The organism is Knoellia sp. AC549 (assembly GCF_979258975.1).
Map to the genome: position 1 here is coordinate 458,488 of NZ_OZ409890.1, position 25,600 is coordinate 484,087.

16 protein-coding genes and 1 pseudogene are annotated in these 25,600 nt (G+C 70.0%); 8 read left to right on the top strand and 9 right to left on the bottom strand.

What is annotated here, in order from left to right:
• Positions 1–19 precede the first annotated feature (19 nt).
• From ACZZ98_RS02195 to ACZZ98_RS02205, 3 genes are read left to right on the top strand one after another with little or no spacing between them, the layout of a single operon-like run.
• Positions 20–2,176, top strand: coding sequence for a TRAP transporter permease (locus ACZZ98_RS02195; protein ID WP_463514746.1), 2,157 nt, complete (start codon positions 20–22; stop codon positions 2,174–2,176).
• The gene (locus tag ACZZ98_RS02200; RefSeq protein WP_463514747.1) at positions 2,173–3,189 is read left to right on the top strand and encodes a TAXI family TRAP transporter solute-binding subunit; all 1,017 of its coding nucleotides are present in this window, start codon (positions 2,173–2,175) and stop codon (positions 3,187–3,189) included. The genes ACZZ98_RS02195 and ACZZ98_RS02200 overlap by 4 nt, the downstream gene beginning before the upstream one ends.
• A 6-nt stretch (positions 3,190–3,195) precedes the next feature.
• Positions 3,196–3,786 (top strand): hypothetical protein, encoded by a 591-nt coding sequence (locus tag ACZZ98_RS02205; protein ID WP_463514748.1) that lies wholly within the window; start codon positions 3,196–3,198, stop codon positions 3,784–3,786.
• 125 nt (positions 3,787–3,911) lie between these two features.
• Here the strand turns inward: ACZZ98_RS02205 and glgP are convergent.
• Positions 3,912–6,514: pseudogene (gene glgP / locus ACZZ98_RS02210) on the bottom strand (alpha-glucan family phosphorylase).
• A gap of 188 nt (positions 6,515–6,702) precedes the next feature.
• Here glgP and ACZZ98_RS02215 point away from each other — a divergent pair.
• Genes ACZZ98_RS02215 through pgm form a run of 5 tightly spaced genes read left to right on the top strand, consistent with a single transcriptional unit; the run spans position 6,703 to position 15,977 of the window.
• Complete coding sequence (locus ACZZ98_RS02215; RefSeq protein ID WP_463514749.1) at positions 6,703–8,748, top strand: alpha-1,4-glucan--maltose-1-phosphate maltosyltransferase; 2,046 nt, start codon at positions 6,703–6,705, stop codon at positions 8,746–8,748.
• A 3-nt stretch (positions 8,749–8,751) separates the two neighbouring features.
• A complete protein-coding gene (gene treS, locus ACZZ98_RS02220; RefSeq protein ID WP_463514750.1) occupies positions 8,752–10,518 on the top strand; it encodes a maltose alpha-D-glucosyltransferase in 1,767 nt (588 codons plus the stop codon).
• A complete protein-coding gene (locus ACZZ98_RS02225; RefSeq protein ID WP_463514751.1) occupies positions 10,511–12,016 on the top strand; it encodes a maltokinase N-terminal cap-like domain-containing protein in 1,506 nt (501 codons plus the stop codon). The genes treS and ACZZ98_RS02225 overlap by 8 nt, the downstream gene beginning before the upstream one ends.
• On the top strand, positions 12,013–14,316 hold the full coding sequence (gene glgB, locus ACZZ98_RS02230; protein WP_463514752.1) for a 1,4-alpha-glucan branching protein GlgB: 2,304 nt from the start codon (positions 12,013–12,015) through the stop codon (positions 14,314–14,316). The genes ACZZ98_RS02225 and glgB overlap by 4 nt, the downstream gene beginning before the upstream one ends.
• A complete protein-coding gene (gene pgm, locus ACZZ98_RS02235) occupies positions 14,313–15,977 on the top strand; it encodes a phosphoglucomutase (alpha-D-glucose-1,6-bisphosphate-dependent) (protein ID WP_463514753.1) in 1,665 nt (554 codons plus the stop codon). Before glgB ends, pgm begins: the two co-directional genes overlap by 4 nt.
• A gap of 86 nt (positions 15,978–16,063) precedes the next feature.
• Here pgm and ACZZ98_RS02240 read toward each other — a convergent pair whose 3' ends face one another.
• The 8 genes from ACZZ98_RS02240 to ACZZ98_RS02275 form a co-directional block, all read right to left on the bottom strand.
• Positions 16,064–17,329 (bottom strand): ATP-grasp domain-containing protein, encoded by a 1,266-nt coding sequence (locus tag ACZZ98_RS02240; RefSeq protein WP_463514754.1) that lies wholly within the window; start codon positions 17,327–17,329, stop codon positions 16,064–16,066.
• A gap of 50 nt (positions 17,330–17,379) precedes the next feature.
• Positions 17,380–18,126, bottom strand: a complete 747-nt coding sequence (locus ACZZ98_RS02245; protein WP_463514755.1) for an esterase family protein — start codon at positions 18,124–18,126, stop codon at positions 17,380–17,382.
• Between the two features lie 4 nt (positions 18,127–18,130).
• A complete protein-coding gene (locus tag ACZZ98_RS02250) occupies positions 18,131–19,189 on the bottom strand; it encodes an alpha/beta hydrolase (protein WP_463514756.1) in 1,059 nt (352 codons plus the stop codon).
• A 1-nt stretch (position 19,190) separates the two neighbouring features.
• Positions 19,191–20,228 carry a tetratricopeptide repeat protein gene (locus tag ACZZ98_RS02255; RefSeq protein WP_463514757.1) on the bottom strand — a complete coding sequence of 346 codons (1,038 nt, stop codon included), beginning with the start codon at positions 20,226–20,228 and terminating at the stop codon, positions 19,191–19,193.
• A 111-nt stretch (positions 20,229–20,339) separates the two neighbouring features.
• Complete coding sequence (locus tag ACZZ98_RS02260; protein ID WP_463514758.1) at positions 20,340–21,335, bottom strand: hypothetical protein; 996 nt, start codon at positions 21,333–21,335, stop codon at positions 20,340–20,342.
• Complete coding sequence (locus tag ACZZ98_RS02265; protein ID WP_463514759.1) at positions 21,332–22,006, bottom strand: hypothetical protein; 675 nt, start codon at positions 22,004–22,006, stop codon at positions 21,332–21,334. Before ACZZ98_RS02265 ends, ACZZ98_RS02260 begins: the two co-directional genes overlap by 4 nt.
• Before the next feature lie 135 nt (positions 22,007–22,141).
• Positions 22,142–22,699, bottom strand: a complete 558-nt coding sequence (locus ACZZ98_RS02270) for a MarR family winged helix-turn-helix transcriptional regulator (RefSeq protein ID WP_463514760.1) — start codon at positions 22,697–22,699, stop codon at positions 22,142–22,144.
• A 63-nt stretch (positions 22,700–22,762) separates the two neighbouring features.
• On the bottom strand, positions 22,763–25,528 hold the full coding sequence (locus ACZZ98_RS02275; RefSeq protein WP_463514761.1) for a sugar-binding protein: 2,766 nt from the start codon (positions 25,526–25,528) through the stop codon (positions 22,763–22,765).
• Positions 25,529–25,600 lie beyond the last annotated feature (72 nt).

Genomic DNA, 25,600 nt, shown 5'->3' on the forward strand with positions numbered 1-25,600 from the left:
TGTCGTAGGTTTGTCGCCCATGGGGCGATCAGCGCAGATCACCGGACCCGACGACGACGTCGACCGCACGGCATCGGTCGACGAGCTCATCGGCGAGTACGACGAGGAGCGACCCGGTCGTCGACTGTCGCCCCGGCTCGACCAGGCCCTGACCGCAGTCTGCTTCGCAGTGTCGATGTTCGTGCTCTACCAGGTGTTCTCGCCGCTGCGACAGGGCGGCCAGTACTACCTCATCCTCTTCCTCGCGGCCGTCCTCCCCCTCGTCTTCGTCTGCTATCGGGCCACCCGCCGACGGGGAGCACGTGTCCGCACCACCCAGGCGGACGGCAGCCAGGGCGATGACAACCCCGGTGTGCTCGACTGGGCGCTGGCCGCCCTCGCGCTCGTCGTCTGCCTCTATCCCGTGCTGCCCCTGACGATCGGTGACGGTGGCGGCGGCTTCAACGCCTTCCTCGACCGCCAGGGATCGCTCGGTGCGGTCGACGTGGCGATGGGCACGTTGCTCATGCTCCTCATCCTCGAGGCCTGCCGCCGCACGACCGGCCTCGTCCTGCCGATCGTCTGCGCCGTGTTCTTCGCTTTCGCCTACTACGGCGGGTTCCTGCCGGTGTCGTGGTCGATCAGTCACGCGGGCATGAACTTCGGCGACATCATCAACGGCTTCTACAACGACGCGTCGGGCTTCTTCGGGATCCCGCTCGACGTCGCCGCGACCTACATCGTGCTCTTCACGATCTATGGCGCCGTGCTCGAGGCCACCGGCGCGAGCCGCTTCTTCATCGACATCTCGTTCGCGGCGTTCCGCAAGAGCTCGTCGGCGCCGGGTCGCACCGTCGCCCTGAGCGGCTTCCTCCTCGGCACCGTGAGCGGCTCCGGCACGGCGACCGCGGTCAGCCTCGGGTCCGTCTCGTGGCCGATCCTCAAGAAGGCCGGCTACCCGCGAGAGGCCGCCGGCGGCATGCTCGCTGCTGCCGGCATCGGCGCGATCCTCTCGCCCCCGACCCTGGGCGCGGCGGCGTTCATCATCGCCGAGTACATCGGGGTCAACTACCTCGAGGTCCTGCTCTGGGCCACGATCCCGACCGTGCTCTACTACCTCGGCATCATCCTCGCCGTCGAGATGGACGCCCGGAAGTTCGGCGCCCGTGAGGTGCACATCTCGACCCGCAGCGCCTGGCAGCTGCTGCGTCGCTTCGGCTACCACTTCCTCTCGCTCTTCGTCATCGTCGCGTTCCTCGCGCTGGGCATCCCGCCCTTCCGTGCCGTGGTCTATGCGACTGCGGTCGCTGCCCTCTTCGGTCTCGTGGAAAGGGTTGTCTCCGGCCGCGATCCGCTCGACCCGGACGCCGATCGCCTCCCGCTCGGACAGGCACTGCCGGTGTATGCCGTGCAGCTCTATCGCGGTCTCGCCGCCGGTGTCCGTTCGGTCCTGCCCGTCGCCTCCGTCTGTGCCGCAGCGGGCATCATCACCTCGGTCATCGTCAAGACCGGCATCGGCCAGTCGCTCGCATCGATGCTCGTCTCCGCGGCGGAGGCCATCACGAGCAACCCCACGGGGGTGCTCATCCTCACCGCCGTCTTCGCGGCCGTGGCCATCGCCCTCCTCGGGCTGGCCGTGCCGGTCACGGCGTCGTTCATCATCGCGTGGGTCGTCATCGGCCCGGCGCTGCAGACGCTGGGAGCCAGCCCTCCCGAGACGGCGATGTTCATCTTCTACTACGCCGTCCTCTCGGAGGTCTCTCCACCGACGGCGCTCGCCGCCGTCGCGGCCTCCGCCATCACCGGCGGCGACGCCATCAAGACGATGTGGCACGCGTGGAAGTACACCCTGCCGGCCTTCCTCGCTGCCCTCGCGTTCGTCATCACCGACAACGGCTCGCACCTGCTCATGCAGGGCGACGCCGTCTCGATCCTCTGGACCACCGTCGTCTCGATGCTCGCGGTGGCCGCGTTGGCCGTCGTGACCGGCGGGTGGCTCTTCGGACCCGCCAAGCCCGTCGTGCGCGCTCTGTGCGTCCCGGCGGCCGGCCTGCTGCTCTACCTGCAGCCGTTCTCGATCGGCGCCGGGCTGGCCTTCCTCGCCGCCGCCGTGGCCCTCGCGTGGATCACGAAGGCGAGCACACGGCATACCCCATCTGTTGACCGAAGCACCACCACACTGGAGGAAAACGCATGAGTCGCAACCGAATTCGTACGGCGGCCCTCGCAGCCGCGACCATCACCGCGCTCGCCCTGACGGGGTGTGGCGGCAAGCAGGACCGCACGAGCGACACCGCCGCGGGCGGCGCATCTGGTGGAGCGAACGACTGCACCGCGAGCTCGGGCCAGATCACCATCGCGACGGGCAACAGCACCGGCGTCTACTACGCCCTGGGCGGCGGTCTGGCGCAGGTCATCAGCGCCAACACCGAGCTCAAGGCGACAGCGGCCGAGACGGGTGCGTCGGTGCAGAACATCCAACAGCTCGTCGACAAGAAGTACGACATCGCCTTCTCGCTCGCCGACACCGCGGCCGACGCGGTCACCGGCAAGGGCGCCTTCGAGGGCAAGCAGGCCGACGTCAAGGCGCTCGCCCGGATCTACTCGAACTTCACGCAGGTCGTCGTGTCCAAGAAGTCCGGCATCACCAAGGTCGAGGACTTCAAGGGCAAGCGCATCTCCACCGGGTCGCCGAAGTCCGGCACCGAGGTCATCGCCAACCGCCTCATCGAGGCCGCCGGTCTCGACCCGGCCAAGGACGTCTCGGCCCAGCGCCTCGACCTCACCAAGACCGTCGACGCGATGAAGGACGGCAGCATCGACGGGCTCGTCTGGTCCGGCGGTCTGCCCACCGGCGGGATCACCGACCTCATGACGGCGATGAAGGACGAGGTGCAGTTCATCGACATCACGCCGCTGCTGCCCAAGCTCAAGGACGTCAACCCGGTGTATGCGGAGGACGTCATCCCGGCCGCGACCTATGGCACCCCGGCCGATGCCAAGACGGTCGTCGTGCCCAACGTGCTGCTCGTGCGCTCGGACATGTCGGACGCCAACGCGTGCGCGCTCACCAAGCTGCTCTTCGACAAGAAGGCCGACCTCGAGAAGGTGCACCCGGCCGCCAAGGACCTCGACCCGGCCACGGCCAAGGAGTCCGACCCCGTCGAGCTGCACCCCGGGTCCGAGAAGGCGCTCGACGACCTCGGCTGACCGAGCATGGGCAAGGCCGTGTCGCGTCCGGTGGTGCTCCTCCCTCTGGGCGTCGTGCTCGTGCTGGTCGGGCTGCTCACCGGGCTGGGTGCTGTCGGCGCGTGGCGCTGGGGAGGGGTGGTCGAGGACGGCCGGTCGTGCGCGGCTGGGCGGGAGGAGATGTGCCTGGTCCGTGACGACGTCGCGATCGAGGGACCCAACCCTTCCTGGCGCGATGCCGGCAACGACTGGACGCTGACTCCGTCATCCGGCCCCACGCACGAGGTGGCGCTGCCCGGCCGAGCCTCCGACGACCTCGGCGACGCCACGGACGCGGTGATGCTCTCGCAGTCCGACGGCGACGTCGTGGGCGTCGAGGCCGGTGGTCGGAGGGTGGGGACGACGTGGGTCGGTGCCTACGGTGTGCTCCAGCGCGTCGGGCTCGGCCTCCTCGGCCTGAGCCTGGGCGGAGGCCTCGTGGTTGCGTCGCGTCGGATGCGGCGCGCGACGGGCTCGTGGTTCGAGCACGAACCGCTCCAGCGGCACGGGTCCGCGGCGTTGGCGTTGCCCGTCGTCGTCGGGTTCGTGCTGTGGCTGCTGCCGCGCTTCCTCTGGTGAGTCGCCGGGGCAGCCCGGGCCCGTCGTGGACCCACTCGACCCGACAAAGGGGCGCTCCACCCGGGTTGGCAACTCGGGTCGAGCGCCCCTTTATCGGGTGACCCGATAATGCGGCAGCTGGGGGGTCAGGCGGTGGCGACGAGGCCGAGGCTGGCGGGAGCGGCGAGGCCCGGGTGCTTGGGCAGGACCCGCACGGTGTAGCCGAACGCGCCGCTGGTCTTGAGCATGAGGTCGCCGGAGAACTGATGGCGACCGTGCTCATAGCTCTCGGCGTGCTCGAGCGACAGCGTCGTGACGTCGAGGAGGTCGTCACCGCGGTGGTTCGTGCGGCCGTGCGCGACCTGCACCTCGACGTCCTCGGGGGCGAGGCCGTCGAGCGAGACGTAGGCGTTGACGTGGAGGGTCTCACCGATCTCGGGGCTGTCGCCCACGCCGGAGGACTCGATGTGGTCGACGCTCACCTTGGGCCAGGACGCCCGGACCCGACTCGCGTAGGCAGCGAGGTCGCGAGCGCCGGCGTAGTCCTCGCCCTTGAGGGCCCACCCGGCGCGGGCCGCGGGCACGTAGAGGCGCTCGGTGTACTCGCGCACCATGCGGCTCGCCCGGACCTTGGGGCCGAGGGTCGAGACCGTGTGCATGACCATGGCGAGCCAGTTCTGCGGGAAGCTTGTCGTCGTCGAGGTCGTAGAACCGGGGCGCGACCTGGTTCTCGATGAGGTCGTAGAGCGCGTTGGCCTCGATGTCGTCGCGACGGTCGGGGTCCTCGACACCGTCGGCCGTCGGGATCGCCCAGCCGTTGTTGCCGTCGAACCACTCGTCCCACCAGCCGTCGAGGATCGAGAGGTTGAGGGCCCCGTTGAGCGCGGCCTTCATGCCCGAGGTCCCGGACGCCTCGAACGGACGCAGCGGGTTGTTGAGCCACACGTCGCAGCCCGGGTAGAGGTGCTGGGCCATCGCGATGTCGTAGTTCGGGAGGAAGGCGATGCGGTGACGCACCTCCGGGTCGTCGGTGAACTTGATCATCTGCTGGATGAGCTGCTTGCCGGTCTCATCGGCTGGGTGCGACTTGCCGGCGATGACGATCTGGATCGGGCGCTCGGGGTCGAGCAGCAGCTTCTTGAGGCGGGCGGGGTCGCGCAGCATGAGCGTGAGCCGCTTGTAGGTCGGGACCCGACGGGCGAAGCCGATCGTGAGCACGTCGGGGTCGAGGATCTCGTCGGTCCAGCCGAGCTCGGCCGTCGAGGCACCGCGCTCGACCCACGAGGCGCGCACGCGGGCCCGGGCCTCCTTGACGAGCTGCTCGCGCAGCTCACGCTTGGTGGCCCAGACCTCGTCGCGCGGCAGGTCGGCCATGGCCTTCCAGGAGGCCTCGCTGTCGAGCACCGTGGTGTCGACGGTGACGTCGTCCGTATGCCGGTCGGCCAGCTCGTAGACCTTGCGGTCCACCCACGTCGGGCCGTGGACACCGTTGGTGATGCTCGTGATCGGCACCTCGTCGGCGTCGAAGCCAGGGAAGAGGCCGTCGAACATGTCGCGACTCACCACCCCGTGGAAGCTTCGAGACGCCGTTGGCGCGCTGCGCGATCCGCAGTCCGAGGACGGCCATGTTGAACATGGCCGAGTCGCCGCCCTCGTAGGTCTCGGCGCCCAGGGCCAGGAGCCGGTCGACAGGGACGCCGGCGGGAGCGAGGTCACCACCGAAGTAGATCTCGATGAGGCGGCGCTCGAAGCGGTCGATGCCGGCCGGGACCGGGGTGTGCGTCGTGAAGACCGTCGCGCCGCGCACGGCCTCGAGCGCCTCGTCGAAGCTCAGCCCGGCACCGGTCACGAGCTCGCTGATCCGCTCGATCGCGAGGAAGCCGGCGTGGCCCTCGTTGGAGTGGTAGACGTCGGGCGTGGGCGCACCGGAGAGCCGGGACCACAGGCGCAGCGCGCGGACCCCACCGACACCGAGGAGCATCTCCTGCTGGAGCCGCTGCTCACCGCCGCCGCCGTAGAGGCGCTCGGTGACCGCGCGGGCGGCCTCGTCGTTGCCCGGGATGTCGGAGTCGAGGAGCAGCAGCGGGACACGACCGACCTGCGCGCGCCACACCTGGGCTCGCAGCTCGCGACCACCCGGCAGCTTGACGACGACCGCACAAGGGGTGCCGTCCTCCTCGCGCAGGAGCGAGAGTGGGAGGCCGTCGGGGTCGAGGACGGGATAGTCCTCCTGCTGCCAGCCGTCGCGGTTGAAGCTCTGCCGGAAGTAGCCGGTCTTGTAGAACAGGCCGACGCCGACGATGGGCACACCGATGTCGGAGGCCGCCTTGAGGTGGTCACCGGCGAGGATGCCGAGGCCCCCGGAGTACTGCGGCAGCGCCGCGGCGATGCCGAACTCGGGGCTGAAGTAGGCGATCGCCGCGGGCGCGCCCTGGTCGCCCTGCTCGTCGGCCCACTGCTGGTACCAACGGTCCTCACCGAGGTAGCGCTCGAGCCCCTGCTTGGCGTCCTCTACCCGGGCGACGAAGGCGTCGTCGGCGGCGAGGCGGTCGAGCTCCTCGACCGGCGTGGCCGAGAGCATGGCCACCGGGTCGGCGCCGACCGCGGTCCACCGCCCCGGGTCGATGCTCTCGAAGAGGTCGCGCAGCGGCGGGTGCCAGCTCCAGCGCAAATTCATCGCGAGATCGCCCAACGCGGCGATGCGGGTGGGCAGGACGGGGCGGACGCTGAAGCGACGGATGGCCTTCACGAGGCGTCATCCTAGGGTCACATCGTCGATCCGCGGAAACGTTTACTCACATCTGCCCCTGACGTGCGCCGATGCGGCGAGAAACGGGCGTCGCCCCGGCGACGGTCTGGGCGTCGAGGCGTGGACGGTCTGGGCGGCGAGGCGTGGACGACTCGTGATGAGGGCGCCCGGGACGATAGCGTCGCACTGTGACCGCGACCCCCCTCAGCACTCCGCCCCAGACCCCGATCGGACGAATCCCCGTCCTCGACATCTCCCCCCTCGTCGATGGTGGCGCGCGACCCACCAAGTCCGTCGTCGACGAGACCTTCCTGGTCGAGGCGACGGTCATCCGCGAGGGGCACGACGCCGTCAGCGCGTCGGTCGTCCTCACCGATCCGGACGGCACGGACCACGTGACGCAGATGGTGTGCACCAACCCCGGCCTCAACACCTGGGAGGCCGTCGTCTCGGCCGACCGGACCGGCCTGTGGACGTTCCGCGTCGAGGGCTGGTCCGACCCCTTCGGCACGTGGGAGCACGACGCCACCGTCAAGATCCAGGCCGACGTCGACACCGCCCTCATGCTCGCCGAGGGAGCGGTGCTCCTCGACCGCGCCGCCGAGACCGAGGACCGCACCCCCGCGGGCCGGGCCACCCTCGCGGCCGGTGCAGCCGCCCTGCGGGACGAGACACGCCCGCCCCAGGTCCGTCTGTCGGCCGTCACCCACGGGCCGGTCCACGAGGAGCTGACGGGCACCCCGGTGAGGGACCACGTCACTCCGAGCACGGCATACCCGCTGCTCGTCGAGCGTCAGCTCGCCCTCACGGGAGCCTGGTACGAGTTCTTCCCCCGCAGCGAGGGCGCGGTCTACGACGAGGAGTCGCACACCTGGCGCAGCGGCACCCTGCGCACCGCCGCCAAGCGCCTCCAAGCGGTCGCCGGCATGGGCTTCGACGTCATCTACCTCACCCCGATCCACCCGATCGGGCAGGCCGCCAAGAAGGGCCCCAACAACACCCTGGACGCCGGGCCCGACGACCCCGGCAGCCCCTACGCGATCGGCTCCGCCGACGGTGGCCACGACGCGATCCATCCCGACCTCGGCACGTTCGAGGACTTCGACTTCTTCGTCAGCGAGGCCCGCCGGCTCGGCCTCGAGGTCGCCATGGACATCGCGCTGCAGTGCTCCCCCGACCACCCGTGGGTCACCGAGCACCCCGAGTGGTTCACGACCCGCGCCGACGGGACGATCGCGTTCGCCGAGAACCCGCCGAAGAAGTACCAGGACATCTACCCGCTGAACTTCGACAACGACCCCGAAGGCGCCTACGCCGAGATGCGCCGGATGATCCAGGTCTGGATCGACCACGGGGTCACGCTCTTCCGCGTCGACAACCCGCACACCAAGCCGATCGAGTTCTGGCAGTGGTTGATCCAGGACGTGGCCCGCGACCACCCGGACATCATCTGGCTCAGCGAGGCCTTCACGAAGCCGGCCATGATGCGCACCCTCGCCAAGGCCGGGTTCCAGCAGAGCTACACCTACTACGCCTGGCGCAACACCAAGCCCGACCTCGAGGAGTACGTCACCGAGCTCGCGACCGAGACGGCGCACTACATGCGGCCGAGCTTCTGGCCGACGACGCACGACATCCTCACGCCCTACATGCAGTTCGGCGGGCCGGCCGCGTGGAAGCTGCGCGCAGCGCTCGCGGGCACTCTCGTGCCGACCTACGGCATCTACACCGGCTACGAGCTCATGGAGCACGTCGCCCGCCCCGGCGCCGAGGAGCAGATCGACAACGAGAAGTACCAGTACCGCAACCGGCGCTGGGAGGACTACGAGCCCGGCGGCGAGCGCGAGGGCCAGTCGCTGGCCTGGTACCTGCGTCGCCTCAACGAGATCCGCCGCGAGCACCCGGCCCTGCACTGGCTGCGGAACGTCACGTTCCACCACGTCGACGACGAGAACATCATGGCGTTCAGCAAGCGCCGCGCCGTCCCCGCGGACGAGACGACTGGCGTCCCGGCGCACGAGGACGTCGTCATCGTCATCGCCAACCTCGACCCGCACAGCACCCGCTGGAGCCGGGTCGTCTTCGACATGCCGGCCCTGGGCCTGCACCCCGACGAGGGCTTCCGCGCCCACGACCTCATCACAGACCAGTGGTGGGACTTCCTGCGGGAGGCCATGGTGCATCTCGGTCCCGACCACGAGCCGGTCCACATCATCGAGCTGAAGAGGTACTGACGAGTGACGACCACGCAAGGACTTGGCCTGCACCAGCCGGGGCTCAAGCACGATCCCGAATGGTTCAAGACCGCGGTGTTCTACGAGGTGCTCGTGCGAGCGTTCGGCGACTCCAACGGCTCCGGGGCCGGTGACTTCCAGGGGGTCATCAACCGCCTCGACTACCTCCAGTGGCTCGGCGTCGACTGCCTCTGGCTGCCGCCGTTCTATGCCAGCCCGCTGCGCGACGGTGGCTACGACATCGCCGACTACACCCAGGTGCTGCCCGAGTTCGGGACGCTGCCGGAGTTCCAGCAGCTCATCACCGAGGCCCACGCCCGCGGCATCCGGATCATCACCGACTTCGTCATGAACCACACGAGCGACCAGCACCCGTGGTTCCAGGCGTCGCGCAGCGAGCCGGACGGCCCCTACGGCGACTTCTACGTCTGGTCCGACACCGACGACAAGTACACCGACGCCCGGATCATCTTCATCGACACCGAGACGTCGAACTGGACCTTCGACCCGATCCGGCGGCAGTTCTTCTGGCACCGCTTCTTCGGCCACCAGCCGGACCTCAACTTCGAGAACCCCGCCGTCCACGAGGCGATGTTCGAGGTCGTGCGCTTCTGGATGGACATGGGGATCGACGGCTTCCGCCTCGACGCCGTCCCCTACCTCTACGAGGAGGAGGGCCACAACGGCGAGAACCACCCCAAGACGCACGCGTTCCTCGCCAAGCTGCGCAAGATGGTCGACGAGGAGTACCCCGGCCGCATCCTCCTCGCGGAGGCCAACCAGCCTCCGGCAGACGTCGTCGACTACTTCGGCACCGAGGACGCACCCGAGTGCCAGATGTGCTTCCACTTCCCGGTCATGCCGATGCTCTACTACGCGATGCGCGACCAGCTCGCCCAGCCGATCATCGACGTGCTGGCCTCGACTCCGGACATCCCGCCCGGGACGCAGTGGGGCACGTTCCTGCGCAACCACGACGAGCTGACGCTCGAGATGGTGACGCCGGAGCAGCGCGCCACGATGTACGGCTGGTACGCCCCCGACCCCCGGATGCGGGCCAACGTGGGCATCCGGCGCCGTCTCTCGCCCCTGCTCGACAACTCCCGCCCCGAGATCGAGCTCATCCACGCGCTCCTGCTGTCGCTGCCCGGCTCTCCGTGCCTCTACTACGGCGACGAGATCGGGATGGGCGACAACATCTGGCTCACCGACCGCGACGCCGTGCGAACCCCCATGCAGTGGACCCCCGACCGCAATGCCGGCTTCTCCGAGGCCGACCCGGGCAAGCTCTACCTCCCGGTGATCTCCTCGCTCGTCTACCACTACAACGGGGTCAACGTCGAGGCCCAGATGGCGACGGGACACTCGCTCCTGCACTGGCTGCGCGGCATGCTGGGCGTGCGACGCCTCCACCCCGCGTTCGGCCTCGGTGACTTCGAGATCGTGCCGACCGACAACGAGTCGATCCTCGCCTACACCCGCTCGTGGGCCGGCAACCGCGACAGCCGCGGCGAGACCCTGCTCTGCGTCAACAACCTGTCGGACAAGCCCCAGGCGGCGACGGTGCAGGTGCCCGAGCACCTGGGCGAGAACGAGCTCTTCGACCTCTTCGGCGGTGCCAACTTCCCGTGGATCGCCGCCGACGGCCGGGTCACCTTCACCATGGGCAGCCGCGACTTCTTCTGGCTGCGCGTCGGCGACGAGAGCCGGCGCGAGTCACCGGGTCATCGAGACGCACCGGGCCATCGGGAGTCACCGGGCCATGGCTGAGATCCACAAGGGCGCCAGCATCACGCCGACCAAGCTCGAGCTCCTCGAGGCGTGGATGGGACGACAGCGCTGGTATGCCGGCAAGGGCACCTCCCCGTCGCTGCGTCGCCTCGCGTCGTGGAGACTGGGCGACCCTGCTGGCGAGGTCGGCGTCGAGGTGCTCGTCGTCGCCGACGACTCCGGCCCCTCCCCCGTGACCTACCAGGTGCCGCTCACCTATCGACCGGTGGCTGTGCCCGAGCTCCAGCCGGCGCTCGTCGGCGTCACCGAGCACTCGGTCCTCGGCACCCGCTGGGTCTACGACGCACCCCACGACCCCGTGTATGCCGCCCAGGTCCTCGAGCTCATCCAGGGCAGGGTGCGTGCGGAGTCCAGTGCCGCGAGTGATGCGTTCGACGACACCGTCGTCGCGACTCCCGGCCGTGCCTGGTCACGCGACGTCACCGTGCACGACGCCAAGGTGCTCTCCGGTGAGCAGTCCAACACCTCCGTCATCCTCCAGTGCGTCGACGACTCCGGCGCGCTCGTGCCGGTCATCGTCAAGATCTTCCGGATGCTGTCCGCCGGCGAGAACCCCGACGTCGTCCTCCAGTCGGCCCTCGTCGAGCACGGGTCCCGCCGGGTCCCGGCCGTCGTCGGTTCGGTGGCCGGGCAGTGGCCCGAGGCGCTGTCCTCCGGCGAGGGGTCCGACACCGGCGCGGCGACGACGGAAGGTGAGCACACGGCATACGGGCACTTCGTCTTCGCCCAGGAGTTTCTCCCCGGTGTCGAGGACGCCTGGCGCGTGGCCCTCGAAGCCGTGCGCTCGGGTGAGGACTTCGGCGCTCCGGCGCGGGCCCTCGGCGCGGCCACCGCCGAGGTCCACGCGATGCTTGCGGACGCCTTCGGCACGACCGGGACGAGCCCCGACGTCGCTCGCGAGATCGTCGAGGGCATGCGTGAGCGCTACGCCGCCGCGGCCGACGACGTGGGCGCCCTGCACGACCACGACGAGGCCGTCGCCGCGATCCTTGACGCGGCCATGAACGTGAGCTGGCCTGCGCTGCAACGGATCCACGGCGACTACCACCTCGGACAGGTGCTGCACACTCCTGACGGCGGCTGGATCCTCCTCGACTTCGAGGGTGAGCCGCTGCGCCCCCTCGCGGAGCGCACCCAGCCGGACCAGCGGATCCGCGACATCGCGGGCATGCTCCGCAGCTTCGACTACGCGGGCGGGTCGGTCGAGCACTCGACCGGGGCGTCGGCGCGCGACTGGGTGTCGGCTTCGCAGCAGGCCTTCCTCGACGGCTACGCCGCCACCGCCGGTGAGGACCCGCGTGCGCGTCCCGCCCTGCTCGCCGCCTTCGAGCTCGACAAGGCGATGTACGAAGTCGTCTACGAGGTCCGCAACCGACCGTCGTGGGTCGACATCCCGCTCGCCGCCATCGAACGACTGGCTGCCGGCTTCAACCCCAGCCGGCCCGCCGCCACGACCCACCAGGAGGACACCCCGTGACCCCGACCCCCGCCCACGAAGTCGGCGGCGCGATCAGCGCCCTCATCCAGGGGCGACACCAGCAGCCCCACGACCTCCTCGGCCAGCACCTCGAGGACGGCGGGCTGCGGATCCGCGCCCTGCGCCCGATGGCGAGCTCGGTGCGCGTGCGCTTCGAGGACGGTGAGGAGCTCGCCCTCGAGCACGAGGCAGAGGGCGTGTGGACCGCGGTGCGTGAGGGCACGACGCGGACCATGGACTACCGGCTGCTCGTCGCGTGGGACGACGGTGTCGAGCACCTCCAGGACGACCCCTACCGCTTCGCCCCGACGTTGGGCGAGATCGACCTCCACCTCGTCGGCGAGGGGCGGCACGAGCAGCTGTGGACCGTGCTCGGTGCCCGGGTGCGGGAGTATGCCGGCCCGCTGGGGACCGTGCGTGGGACGTCTTTCGCGGTGTGGGCACCGCGCGCCAAGGCGGTGCGGGTCGTCGGTGACTTCAACGGCTGGGACGGACGGATCCACCCGATGCGGCTCATCGGCACCAGCGGCGTCTGGGAGCTGTTCATCCCCGACATCGGGGCGGGCTCCATCTACAAGTACGAGATCCGCGGCGCCGATGACATCGTGCGGGCCAAGGCCGACCCCATGGCGCGCCGCACCGAGGTCCCGCCGCTGACCGGTTCGGTCATCGATGAGGCCGAGCACGAGTGGGCCGACACGTCGTGGATGACGGCACGGTCGCGTGGCAACCCGCACAGCGGACCCATGAGCGTCTACGAGGTGCACCTGGGCTCATGGCGTCAGGGGCTCTCCTACCGCGAGCTGGCCGAGCACCTCGTCAACTACGTCGTCGACCTCGGCTTCACCCACGTCGAGCTGCTTCCGGTCATGGAGCACCCCTACGGCCCGTCCTGGGGCTACCAGGTGACGGGCTACTACGCCCCCACCTCGCGCTTCGGGACCCCCGACGACTTCAAGTTCCTCGTCGACACGCTGCACCAGGCCGGCATCGGCGTCATCCTCGACTGGGTGCCGGGGCACTTCCCCCGTGACGAGTGGGCGTTGGCCCGCTTCGACGGGCTGCCCCTCTACGAGCACCCGGACCCGCGGCGCGGTGACCAGCCCGACTGGGGCACGCACATCTTCGACTTCGGCCGGCTCGAGGTGCGCAACTTCCTCGTCGCCAACGCGCTCTACTGGCTCGAGGAGTTCCACATCGACGGGCTGCGCGTCGACGCGGTCGCCTCGATGCTCTACCTCGACTACTCCCGCAACGACGGCGAGTGGCTTCCCAACGTCCACGGCGGACGCGAGCACCTCGAGGCCATCGGCCTGCTCCAGGAGACCAACGCGACGGCATACAAGCGGGTCCCCGGCATCGTGACGATCGCCGAGGAGTCCACGTCCTGGCCGGGCGTCACCAAGGCGACGAGCGGCGGCGGCCTCGGCTTCGGGCTGAAGTGGAACATGGGGTGGATGAACGACTCGCTGCGCTACCTCGGCGAGAAGCCGATCGACCGGCAGCACCACCACCACATGCTGACCTTTGCGCTCATGTATGCGTTCAGCGAGAACTACGTCCTGCCGATCAGCCACGACGAGGTCGTCCACGGCAAGGGCTCGCTGGTCAACAAGGCACCGGGCAACCGGACCGAGCAGCTCGCGACCGTGCGCGCGTTCCTCGCTTACATGTGGGCGCACCCCGGCAAGCAGCTGCTCTTCATGGGGTGCGAGTTCGCGCAGCCCAGCGAGTGGGCCGACGGCAGGTCGCTCGACTGGTGGCTCCTCGACCAGCCCGGCCACTACCGCGTCCACAACCTCGTCAAGGAGCTCAACCGGCTCTACCGCGCCCACCCTGCCCTGTGGACGCTCGACTCGCAGCCGGCGGGCTTCGAGTGGCTCGACGCCGACGACAACCGGGGCAACACCTACTCGTTCGTCCGGTTCGAGGACCCCTCGCGGCGCAGCGGCGACGTCGTCGCGGCGGTCGTGAACTTCGGTGGCGACTCCAAGGAGTGGCTGCGCGTCGGCGTTCCTCGCGGCGGCCGCTGGCAGGTGCTGCTCGACACCAGCGGCTACGACCAGCACGGCACGCCGAGCCAGGCGGGGCTCGAGCTCGACGCGGTCGAGGAGCCCTGGAACAACCAGCCCTTCCACGTCACGGTCCGGCTCGCCGGTCTCACCTCGCTCTACCTCGCACCCGTGGTCGACGCACCGACACCGGCCGTCGAGGCGGCACCAGCCGTCGAGGCGGCACCAGCCGTCGAGTCGGCACCAGCCGTCGAGTCGGCGCCCGTCACCAAGGAGGAAGTCTCGTGACCGATTCGCGTGCAGGACAGCTCGCCCAGCCGTCCGACCTCGTCGATGTGGCGCACCTCGTCACGGCCTACTACTCGCTGAAGCCGGACCCCGACGACATCGACCAGCAGGTCGCGTTCGGCACCTCGGGGCACCGGGGGTCCTCGCTCGACACGGCGTTCAACGAGGACCACATCCTCGCGACGACGCAGGCGATCGTCGACTACCGCACGTCCCAGGGCTTCGACGGGCCGCTCTTCCTCGGGCGGGACACCCACGGGCTGTCGGAGCCGGCGTGGGTCTCGGCGCTCGAGGTCCTCGTTGCGAACGACGTCACGGTGCTCGTCGACTCCGCTGACCGCTTCACCCCCACCCCTGCGGTGTCGCACGCCATCCTGGTGGCCAACCGGGGCAAGGTCACCGGCGTCGACGGTATGCCGTCCGGTGCCGGCCTCGCGGACGGCATCGTCGTCACCCCCTCGCACAACCCGCCCTACGACGGTGGCTTCAAGTACAACCCGCCGCACGGCGGCCCAGCCGACTCCGAGGCCACGAAGACCATTGCTGCGAGGGCCAACGCGCTCATCAAGGGTGGCCTCAAGGACGTCAAGCGGATCCCGTTCCCGCGCGCGCGAGCCAGCGCCACGGCATACGACTTCATGGGCACCTACGTCGCCGACCTGCCGTCGGTCGTGGACCTGGCGCGCATCAAGGAGGCCGGCGTGCGCATCGGTGCCGACCCGCTCGGCGGTGCAGCCGTGGACTACTGGGGGGCCATCGCCGACCGGCACGGCATCGACCTCACCGTCGTCAACCCCCTCGTGGACGCGACCTGGCGGTTCATGACGCTCGACTGGGACGGCAAGATCCGGATGGACTGCTCCTCCCCCTCGGCGATGGCCTCGCTCATCGGTCGCAAGGACGAGTACGACATCGCCACGGGCAACGACGCCGATGCGGACCGCCACGGCATCGTCACTCCCGACGCCGGGCTGATGAACCCCAACCACTACCTCGCCGTGGCGATCCAGTACCTCTACGGCGGCGCCCGACCGCAGTGGCGCGACGACGGATATGTCGGCAAGACCCTCGTCTCGAGCTCGATGATCGACCGGGTGGCAGCCGACCTCGGACGCCGCCTCGTCGAGGTGCCGGTGGGCTTCAAGTGGTTCGTGCCGGGACTGCTCGACGGCTCGGGTCCCTTCGGCGGCGAGGAGTCGGCCGGTGCCTCGTTCCTCCGGATGGACGGGTCCGTGTGGACCACCGACAAGGACGGCATCATCCTTGCGCTGCTCGCCTCCGAGATCCTCGCCGCGACGGGCAAGAGCCCCAGCGAGCACTACGGTGAGCTGACAGCGCGACACGGCACGCCGGCATACGCCCGCATTGACGCCCCCGCGGATCGATCGCAGAAGGCGAAGCTGGCCGCCCTCTCCCCCGACGCCGTCGACGCCGAGTCGCTTGCGGGTGAGGCGATCACGGCCAAGCTCACCGAGGCGCCGGGCAACGGCGCGGCCATCGGTGGCCTCAAGGTCGTCACCGAGTCGGCGTGGTTCGCGGCCCGGCCGAGCGGCACCGAGGACGTCTACAAGATCTACGCCGAGTCCTTCAAGGGCCCCGAGCACCTCGCCCAGGTCCAGGCCGAGGCCAAGGACGTCGTGAGCGCCGCCCTCGGCAGCTGACGCCAGCGAGCGAGTCAGAAGTTGGTGAGCCGACCACCCATGGGTGGTCGGCTCACCATTGTGTGGCTCGCTCGGCGCGGCGCGCCTCAGGACGAGGTCGGGGAGGTCAGGCGGTGCTGCTCGTCGGTGAGCCACATCCCGAGCAGGCCACCGAAGTGACCCTCGAACTTCTCCCACTCGTGCGGCGGGTAGGTCTGGTGGATCGTCGAGCGGAGCAGGGTGCTGAACTCGTCGGAGCCGATCCACTCGTGCACCATCTCGTCGACGTGCGGCAGTGAGGTCGCGCAGAACTCGGCGTATTTCTCGCTCTCGAAGTAGTCGTCCGACAGGCCTTGGTATGCCGCGAGCTTGCCCCGGTAGTCGAGCGCCTCGTCGTCGGCGATCGCGAACCACGGGTCGGTGTCGACCTGGGTGCGCGCCCTGCGGCCGGTGACGGCGCAGTAGACCGACCATCGCAGCAGTGCCTTCATCGCCCACGGGAAGTAGTAGTGCAGCGACGTGACCGCCACGTCGGGGCACGCGTTCGCGTAGTCGATGGGGTGGACGACGCCATCGCGCACGAGCATCTCGCAGGAGTTGAACTCCCACCGGAAGAACGCGTTGACGGTCTGCGCGATGGTGATCGCCTCGCGCCCGGTGTCCTCGGACAGGAATCCGTGGTCGACGGCGTAGCGGTTGTGCATCGGCTCGTCGGGTCGGAAGTTCATCACCATCGTCTCGGGACCGATGGTGAGCGCCCTTGCAAACACCTCGAACCCGTCGACCGACTTCTGGAGGTGCATGAGCATCTCGCCGGACTCGTCGTAGGCCTGGTGCAGCGCCTCGCGGTCCTTGATCATCGAGACGCCACGCCACGCGCCACCGTCGAACGGCTTCATGAAGAGCGGGTAGCCGATCTCCTCGGCGATCCCGGCGAGGTCGAACTGCTGGTTGTAGCGGCTCGACGTGTAGGCCCAGCGCGCGTTGTCGACCGGGTTCTTGTAGGGGACGAGCACGGTGTCGGGCACGTGCATCCCCAACCGCATGAGGGCGCAGTAGGCCGAGTGCTTCTCCATGGACTGGAACGTGAACGGGCTGTTGAGCAGGTAGACGTCGTCCATGAGCGACACCTTCTTGAGCCACTCACGGGGGTGGTAGTACCAGTGCGCGAGCCGGTCGATGACGAGGTCCTGGCGCGGCCGGTCACGCAGGTTGAACGGCTCGATCGAGAGCCGCTCCGTCGTCACCCGGTGGTCGGCCCCGTCGGCGGTGCGGATCACACCGAGGCGTCGCGCCATCGCCTCGAAGGCGGTCGGCCAGTCGTCCTCCGCGCCCAGCAGGAGCCCGATCAGGTGGTCGGTCTTCGGAGCCATGTGCGTCCCTTCGTTGTCCGTGTTGCAGGTGGTCGTGATGTTGCAGCCGGTCAGACGAATCGCCGGAGGTGGTGAGCGAGCTGCCGGTGCCACCAGGGCCAGTCGTGGGCGGAGTCGTGTCCCCACACGTCGAGCTCGTAACGAATCCCCTTCTGTGACAACAGATCCGCGAAGGCGCGAGTCGACGGTAGCGCTCCCGTCGGACTGACCTCGAACGGCCCCTCTCCCACGACGAGCAGGATCGACAGGCGTTCACGGAGCCAATCGAGGTGCTCACCGTCCAGACCCGGGACGTATGCAGTGGGGTTGGCGAAGTAGGTCGCGTCACCGAGGTCGCCCCACGCGTTCCACGTCGTCGGGTCGTAGTTGCCGGAGAGCCCGATGGCCAGGGGTGCCAGGTCGGCGCGCTGGAGGGCGAACTGCACCGCGTGGTAGGCGCCGAGTGAGACTCCGCAGGTGATGAGCTCGGACTCCTGGCTCGTCTGGTCGAGAATCCAGGGGACGACGGCCTGCTCGATCCACGAGTGGTAGGTGTGGTGTCGGGCGGCCCGCTCATCGGTCGGCACGGAGTTGTCGGACCACGTCCAGCCGTCCAGCGAGTCGACGGCGAAGACGCTCACCCGACCGGCGTCGACCAGGTCGCGGATGGCGTCGAGCATGCCGCGGCCCTCGAAGTCCGCGGCGCTCCCACCCTCGCTGGGGAAGGCCAGCAACGGTCGGCCGTGGTGACCGTGACGCACCACCCTGAGGTCGGCCTCGTGCCCGGGCACTCGGAGGCGGACGTCGGCGCGGTGCATGGGCCTATCCTTGCGCGTCCCCCCACACGTCTCGCAACACTTCGGTCAGATGCGGGTCGAGCGCGTCTCGCCAGGCGGTGTAGTTGTGGAGGTCGCGGACCTCGGTGTGGGTGACGTCGTGCCCCGCCCGACGCAGGGCTGCGGCGATGTCGCGGTTGTTGGCGGCATTCTCCTCGAGAGCCCCACAGGTGAGGCCGATGCGCAGCGGTCGCGCTGTCGAGCGCATGTCGAGGATCTCCTGGACGCGGCGCGAGATCCGGCCGAAGTACTTGTAGGAGCTCTCCTGGTCGTCGTGCCTGGTCTGGAAGAACGAGCCTGACTGGGAGAACACTCCCCCGATCTCCTCGACGCCCAGAAGCCCGACGAGGAGGGCCGTCAGCCCACCGAGGCTGGCCCCCATGACCACCACCGGTCCGTCGATGGGCGCCTCCTCAGCGAGCCTCGCAAAGCCCTGTCCCGCAATGGTCCTCAGATACTGCGGCGACCCGGAGTACCACGCGTCGCGCAGCACGGGGTGGGCCAGGGCAAGGCGGTGCGCAGGCAGGACGCCGGCGGCGATCATGGCTCCCGAATACTGCGTGAGCGACGCCAGCTGGTCGTACTCCGGGCCGTCGTGGACGAGGAGGAGCGGCAGCGCCTGCCCCTCGCTCCCCTCGGGGGCCCAGACCGTCACCGGGACGTCATCCGCCGTCTCGCCCTCCAGCGCGATGGGGGTGAAACCGCCGACGACGGAAGGGGCCGACAGCCAGGACGGCACGGCATACCCCGGCATCTGCATGACGGAACGTGAGCCGAAGGCGGTGTCGACCGTGATCGGGTTGTCCGGGTCGAGGATCGTCTCGGTGGTGGCGGCTCCGCCGTCGGCGGCTCGGGTCACCGCGAAGCGGTACTCCACCCGCTGCAGCTCCGGCCGCGGCAGGGCGAGCTCCCAGACGTCCTCGACGAGGGTGAACTCGCGCCCACCCGGGACGACCGGGTCGCAGTCCAGGGAGACTCCGACAACGCCTGCGTCCTCGGGGGCGAACCGGAAGCGCACATGGTCGTCGAGCAGCTTCGGTGGCACCTCAGAAGAGGGCGTTCATGAGCGCGGTGCGGCCCTTGCGCACGCGCTCGTCGTGGTTGCCGACGACGTTGAAGAGCTCGAGCAGGTGCGTCCGGGCCTTGTCGCGGTCGTCGCCCTCGGTCGCCTTGACCGTGTCGATGAGCCGCGTGAAGGCGTCGGCGACATGGCCACCGAGGACGTCCAGGTCGGCGACGGCGATCTGCGCGTCGACGTCCTCGGGAGACTCGGCGGCCGCCGCCCGGGCAGCCTGGACGTCGAGGTCGTCAGTGCGGAGCATGAGCTTCACCTGGGCGAGACCGAGCTCGGCCTCGTGGTCCTTGGGGTTCGCCGCAAGAGCCTTCTCGTATGCCGCCACGGCACCTTCGAGATTCCCCGCGTCGATCGCGTCGTAGGCCTCCTGGATGAGCGGCGGAAGGGCCGGCTGCTCGTCCTCGCCCCCAACGCCATCCGCGACGGGGCCGAGGTCGACCCGACCGGTGATGCCGTTCTGGACGGCGGCCTGGACGAGCTGGTCGAGGACGACCCGGATCTCGTCGTCCTGGGGCACACCGGGGAAGAGCGGCACCGGTTGACCCTGGAGCAGTCCGAACGTCACCGGCACGCTCAGCTGTCCGAAGGCCTGCACGATCACCGGCTGGAAGGCCTGGAGGATCGCGGGTGAGGTCTGGACGTCGGCCGAGATGACGAAGACCCGTCCCTCGAGCTTGGCGGCGACGGCGGCCACGCGCTCGGCCAGGCCCACGGTCTGCGCGTGCGCCGAGGACCAGAGGACGAGCACGGCCGGGACCTGGAGGGTCCGGTTCATCACCTCGGAGAAGCTGGCGTCGTCGACCGGGACCAGGACGCCCGCTGGCAGGGCTGGGGCGTCACTGGGCACCCCGGCGGCGACGGGCCCTGCGGGTGCTCCTGCTGCTGGCGGTGCTCCGGGTGCCGGTGACCCTGCAGGGCCGCTCGGTCCAGTGGTCCTCGGCCTGGAGCCGAGAGCGGAGAGGTCGATGGCGCCGCGTGCGCCGGAGGGAGGAGTGGGGGTGGTGCTCATGTCGACCAGTCTCTCAAAGGGCGACCCGGTCCCGTGCCGGAGGGCACGGGAGCGGGCAGGCGACTTTTGTCCGGAGCGGTCTCAGCGGGCCGAGGGGTCAGGCGGGGCAGGTCACTGGGCCGTGGCCGAGACGATCTGCTCGTCCGCACCCACCACCGTGGCAGCACCCTTGGCGGGGATGACCATGACGAGCTGCTCGAGGCTGTTGATGACGATGTTCTTGGTGGCCTTGCTCTTGCCGACGAGCTTGCTGTAGCTGGCCGGGATGACGAGCTCCTTGGCACCGGCGCTGGCCGTGATGACGTCCCGGCGGGTGAGCTGGCCGAAGGTCACCGTGCCGCCGTCGGCCAGGGCGAACGCAAGGGTGTTCTTGGGCACCGGAGCGTGGGCCTGGGTGAAGGACGCCAGTGCACCGAGCGCCTTGACCTGGCCCGTGGCCGAGGTGCGCAGGGCCGTGGCGTAGGCGTCGCTCGTCCCGACGGCCTTGTTCGCGACCGGCTTCGGGTAGTTCAGCGCAGCGGAGTAGGCCGTCAACGCCGCAGCAGGGGCCAGGGGTGCGCCCGCCTTGTCGGTGGGCTTGATGAGGCGGGCGCCCGCCGCGAGGTCACCCAGCGCAGGCACGCTCGTCCCCGGAAGCATCGGGACGGAGGCGTGGACCTTGAAGGGTTGAGCCGCGGCGGTCGACATGAGGACGTGCAACGTCTGGGTCTTGCTGGCCTCGTCGAGGGTGCCGACGAGCATGGCCCGTGGCCACTCCTTGCCGCGCGAGATGGCCACGACCTTGGGGTCGCTCGCCCTCTGGAGCGGGTCGGTCGAGGTCGCGGCGCCGATCCTGGTCGCGGCCTGCGCCTGCGCGAGCGCGGCATCGGCCAGCACGGTGGGCTGGACCTTGGCGGCCTCTGCGCCCTTGGCCGCACGAGCAGCCACTGCGTCGTCGAGGACGCGGGCGGCGACGCTGGTGGCGCCGTCGAGGTTCAGGGGTGCACCGTCCGACCGCTCGGCAGGTGCGTCGCGGACACCGACGATGCTGCTGCCGACTCCGCAGCCGGTGAGTCCGACGGCGAGGACCAGACCGACGACCGGGGTGGGGAAGATGCGGCGGTTCATGCGGTCTCCCCCTCGTGGGTCACCGGAAGGGGACGCGCGGTCTCACGGTCCTCGGAAAGCGGGCGGTCGGGCCGCCGGCGTGAGCTCCACAGGAGGCTGAGCCCGCTGAGCAGCAGGAAGAGCCCGACGAGGGCGGCGATGACCGACTGGACGAACCAGGACTTGCGCTCCCAGGTGAGGTCCACCCGCTCGATCTGACCCTTGGTCGCCTGGGCGATGACGGCCTCGGGCGCGTTGGCCTGCTCGATGGTCATCGAGACGGGGGCGTCGGCATCGCCGGTGTCGGTGTTGCGCCACACGTCCGTGCCGGAGAGGGCCGGAGCGTCCCCGGCTCCCGAGGTGGTGCTCCTGCGCTGCCACGGTCGCGTGCTCACGCCGGTCACGGTCGCGTGCTCTGCCTTGGCAAGGACGGCCGTGGCGTCGGAGGGTGCTGCGGCGGCGAGCCAGACGGTGCCCCCCTTGCTGGGGGTCGCGGTGACCCGGACGGCACCGTCGACGCGGTTGAGGACGGTCTGTGGGACGAGCACGGGAGTGGTGACGGAGGCCTGCGTGGAGAAGGTCGCGGTACCACTGCCACCGAGGTGCAGGGCGTACCAGAGGCCGACGACGGTGAGCACCAGGCCGATGAGGGCGAGGAGACCGCCGACGACCCGCTTGGCGAGCGTGGGCATGCAAGGTCCTTTGGTTTGGAGCGTGAAGAGGCGTGCCGAGATGTCTCGATCCGGTCACGGGCTGCTCTCCACCATGACAAAGGAGGGCCCCGGAGCCAAATCGCGACCGGCAGCGCCGCCGCTGCGACGCCGCCGTCAACCCTGCGGGCCCCGCCCGCCCGGCGCGGCCGGGGCCGCGTCGTCGACGAAGTCGCCTGCGGCCACCCGCACGCCCCTGAGCAGCGAGAACAGCGCCTTCTGCTCGTCATCGCCGAGCATCCCGAGTCCGAACTGGGCCGCCTCCAGGTCGGCCGTCGTCGCCTCCATCGCCGCCCGGCCGGTGTCGGTGATCACAGCGAAGGCGCCGCGCCGGTCGGCCGGGTTCGCGACGCGCTCGACGAACCCCTGGGCGGCCAGGCGCTGCACGATGTTGGTGGCACTCGTGGGGTGCACCATGAGGCGCTCCCCGATGCGCCCCATCGACAACCTGCCCTCCCGGCTGAAGGCGAGGAGCACGAGCGCCTCGTAGCGCGCGAAGGTGAGCCCGTGCCTGGCAGCGATGGCGTCGAACTCGCTGAGGAGGAGCTGCTGCACGCGCATGATCGACGTGGCGGTGGCCATCGGCGTGGCCTGGCTCTGCTCGCCCCATCGCGCGCGCCAGAGCTCGCCGGCACGCGCGATGGGGTCGAAGGGCAGCTTGAGGTCCTTGGGCACAGGAGCACGCTAGTCGCCCGCGCCCGTCGAGGCCCTCAGCACGTCGGTCGGGTCAGCACCGCCTCACTTCACCGCCACGAGCGACGAGAACGTGCCACCGGCACCGTCGTCCCAGCCGACGAGCGCCCGCGCCGGACCCGCGAGCTCACGGGTCAGCGGGACCGCGACGGTGACCAGCCCCGGGCGGCTCTCGGCGACCGGAGCCACGACCTGCCCGACGATCCCGTCGTCGTCGCGCACGGTAATGTGCGCCGTGCCCGGGTCCTTGACCCGCAGCCGCAGCTCGACGCTGTCACCGCGCAGCCTCGCCTTCTCGACCCACCCGGCCTCGGCGGTCGTCGACGACGGACGCCCGGCGAGCGCGACGTTGGTGCGCACCGCCTGCTCGATGGACTGCGGTGAGTCGACCGACTGCAGGGCCTCGGTCGGGATGACCGGGTCCGCCGGGGTCGTGGGGCGACCGGCCGGCGGCACGTAGCCCTCGAGTGAGACGTCACCCCAACGGTAGGGATCGCCCTGGACGCCACCCCAGACCGACCAGCCGAGGCGGGTCTGTCCGGTCTTGTCCTGCGTGTCGGAGTCGTAGGGCAGGACGTTGAGGCCCATGTGGGCCGGGTCGATGGCGCTCGGGAGGAGCGACATCGGGATCGCCGTCTCGACGACGTAGCCGGTGTAGGGCTGCGTCACCTTCGACGCGACCTTCATCCCGGGTGCGGTCACGGGCCCGTCGCCCTGGTGGGCGTCGGCGTCGCGCAGGTGGCACGGTCCACCCTCGGCCGTCCACGGCAGGATCGCCGCCTTGAACGTCGTCGACGTGTTCTCCGACGTGCCGCGCGGGTCGATGGCGATCTCGACGGAGTCGGTGCGCCAGTGCCGCTTGCAGTCGCTGGCGGCCAGCGCCGTCCCGCGCACGTCGTCCTTGACCGTGACGGCGACGAAGAGCGTGTCGTCGCGCCAGGTCACCTGGGCCGTGGCCGAGCAGTCCGCGGCCGAGGTGCAGGCCTCGCCCTCCCAGCGTCGGGAGACGTCGAGGGCGGGACCGGCATACTCTCCGGCACTCACGACACCGTCGACGGTCGGTGCGGTGGACGCCTGCGGGACCACGCTCGTCGGGACGAGCTCGAACCCCTGCTGCGTCGTGCCCGTCGCCGTGGTGCTGGTGGCCGCGATCGAGTAGAGGTGGTCGCCGGCGACGCCGCCCTCGACGGAGGTCTTGAGCGAGGTGTCGGTGTTGACCGCGGTGAACCGCACGGTGGTCCGGGCTCCCGGAGCAAGCCCGCTGTATGCCGCCGTGGCCGGGCTCATCGTGAACCCTGCGGGCGGCGACGGGGTCACCGTCCCGGACTGCACCGTCGCGCTGTGGTTCGTGACCACGACGTCGACCGGTCGGCTCCCTCCGGAGGCGAGCGTGAGGACGGGCCGCACGATGTCGGCGAAGGCCTCGGCATCCACCCCCAGCGCCCACTCCCGGAACTGCTCCACCTGCGGCAGCAGCTGCTGGGTCGCGGTGACGGGTGCGCTCACCAGCACCGGCTCGTCCTGGTATCCGACACGACCTGCGGACTCGACGAACGCCTTGAGGCGCACCCGGGTGTCGACGGCTGCACTGGCGGACGGGGTGACGGTGAAGGTGGTTGTGGCACTCCCATCGGCGGCGATCGTGCCGAGCGAGCCGTTGCCCGTGGCTGTCCAGCCGGCCGGCAGCTCGAGCCGCGCGGTGCTCGCACCGAGCGCAGTCCCCTCAGGCGCGGACGCACCGACGGTGACGGTGAACGGAGCACCGGGAAGGACACGGAACCGGTCGGTGTCAACCGTCATGCCGCTACCGAGCGGCAGGCCGCCCGCGATCGCGACGAGGGACCCGTCCAGTGGGGCGTGGTTGGTGTATGCCGCGTCAGTTCCCCACTGCGGCACGGGAGTTCGCGAGTCCACGAGGGTGAGGTGGTCGCATCCGAGCTGGGCCGGGTTGGTGGAGACGTCGGGGAAGCCGGCCCACCCCTGCGAGGCGTACTCCCGCTGGGCGTCACGCTCGACGGCGGCCCAGGAGCGGCCGTCAGGAGAGGCGGTCCCGGACCAGACGCCATAGATCGTCTGACTGGGGTCGGCCGCAACGAACGCCTTGGCGCACCCCGGTCCGTTGGCGCTGGTGCCCGTGGCGGCGCGCAGGAGGATGCGGTCCGGCGAGAACGGCTTGAGGCCCTCACGGGTGATCTGCTCGGGGAAGCGGGACGGGTCGCCCGCGGCGCGGTAGGCCTCGACGGCGATCCGCGCCGACTCCTGGTGGTTGCCGTGCTGCCCGGGGGACGGCGCCGGGTTCATGGTCACGAGGACCTCGGGGCGGGTCTGACGCAGGATGCGCACGGTCTTGGCCAGGGTCTCGTCGTGGTCCCACACCTGGGCCGTGAGCGGCTCGGAGACGGTGTAGTAGAAGTCGACCTCGTCGAGGTTGTAGATGTCGGTGATCCCGCCCTTGGCGACGGCGGCCCGCTCCTCGCGCTCACGGATGAGCCCCAGCGCGGGGCCCTCCTGCGGGCCCACGGCGTTGCCGCCGCCCTCCCCTCGCGTGATGGTGATGACGCCGGTCGTGACGTCGTGGTCGCTGTCCCACTGGCCGAAGGTCGACAGCGTCCCGGCCTCGTCGTCGGGGTGGGCGCCGATGAACATGGCGTCGAGGTCTGCCGGTGGCCCGGACGACGTCGTCAGATCGGGTGGCTTGGGCCCCTTGCCCGCGGGCCCGCCGGGTGCAGCGAGTGCGGCGCCCGGGAGGGCGAGAGCAGCGACCAGCGTGGCAACCGCTGCGAGGGTGGTTCTGCCTGGACTTCGTGACATGTGATCTCCCCATCGAGGTGCGCCCGCTGGTCGAGCTCTGAGCCGTCGTCCCCTCGAGCGCTGAGGGGGCAG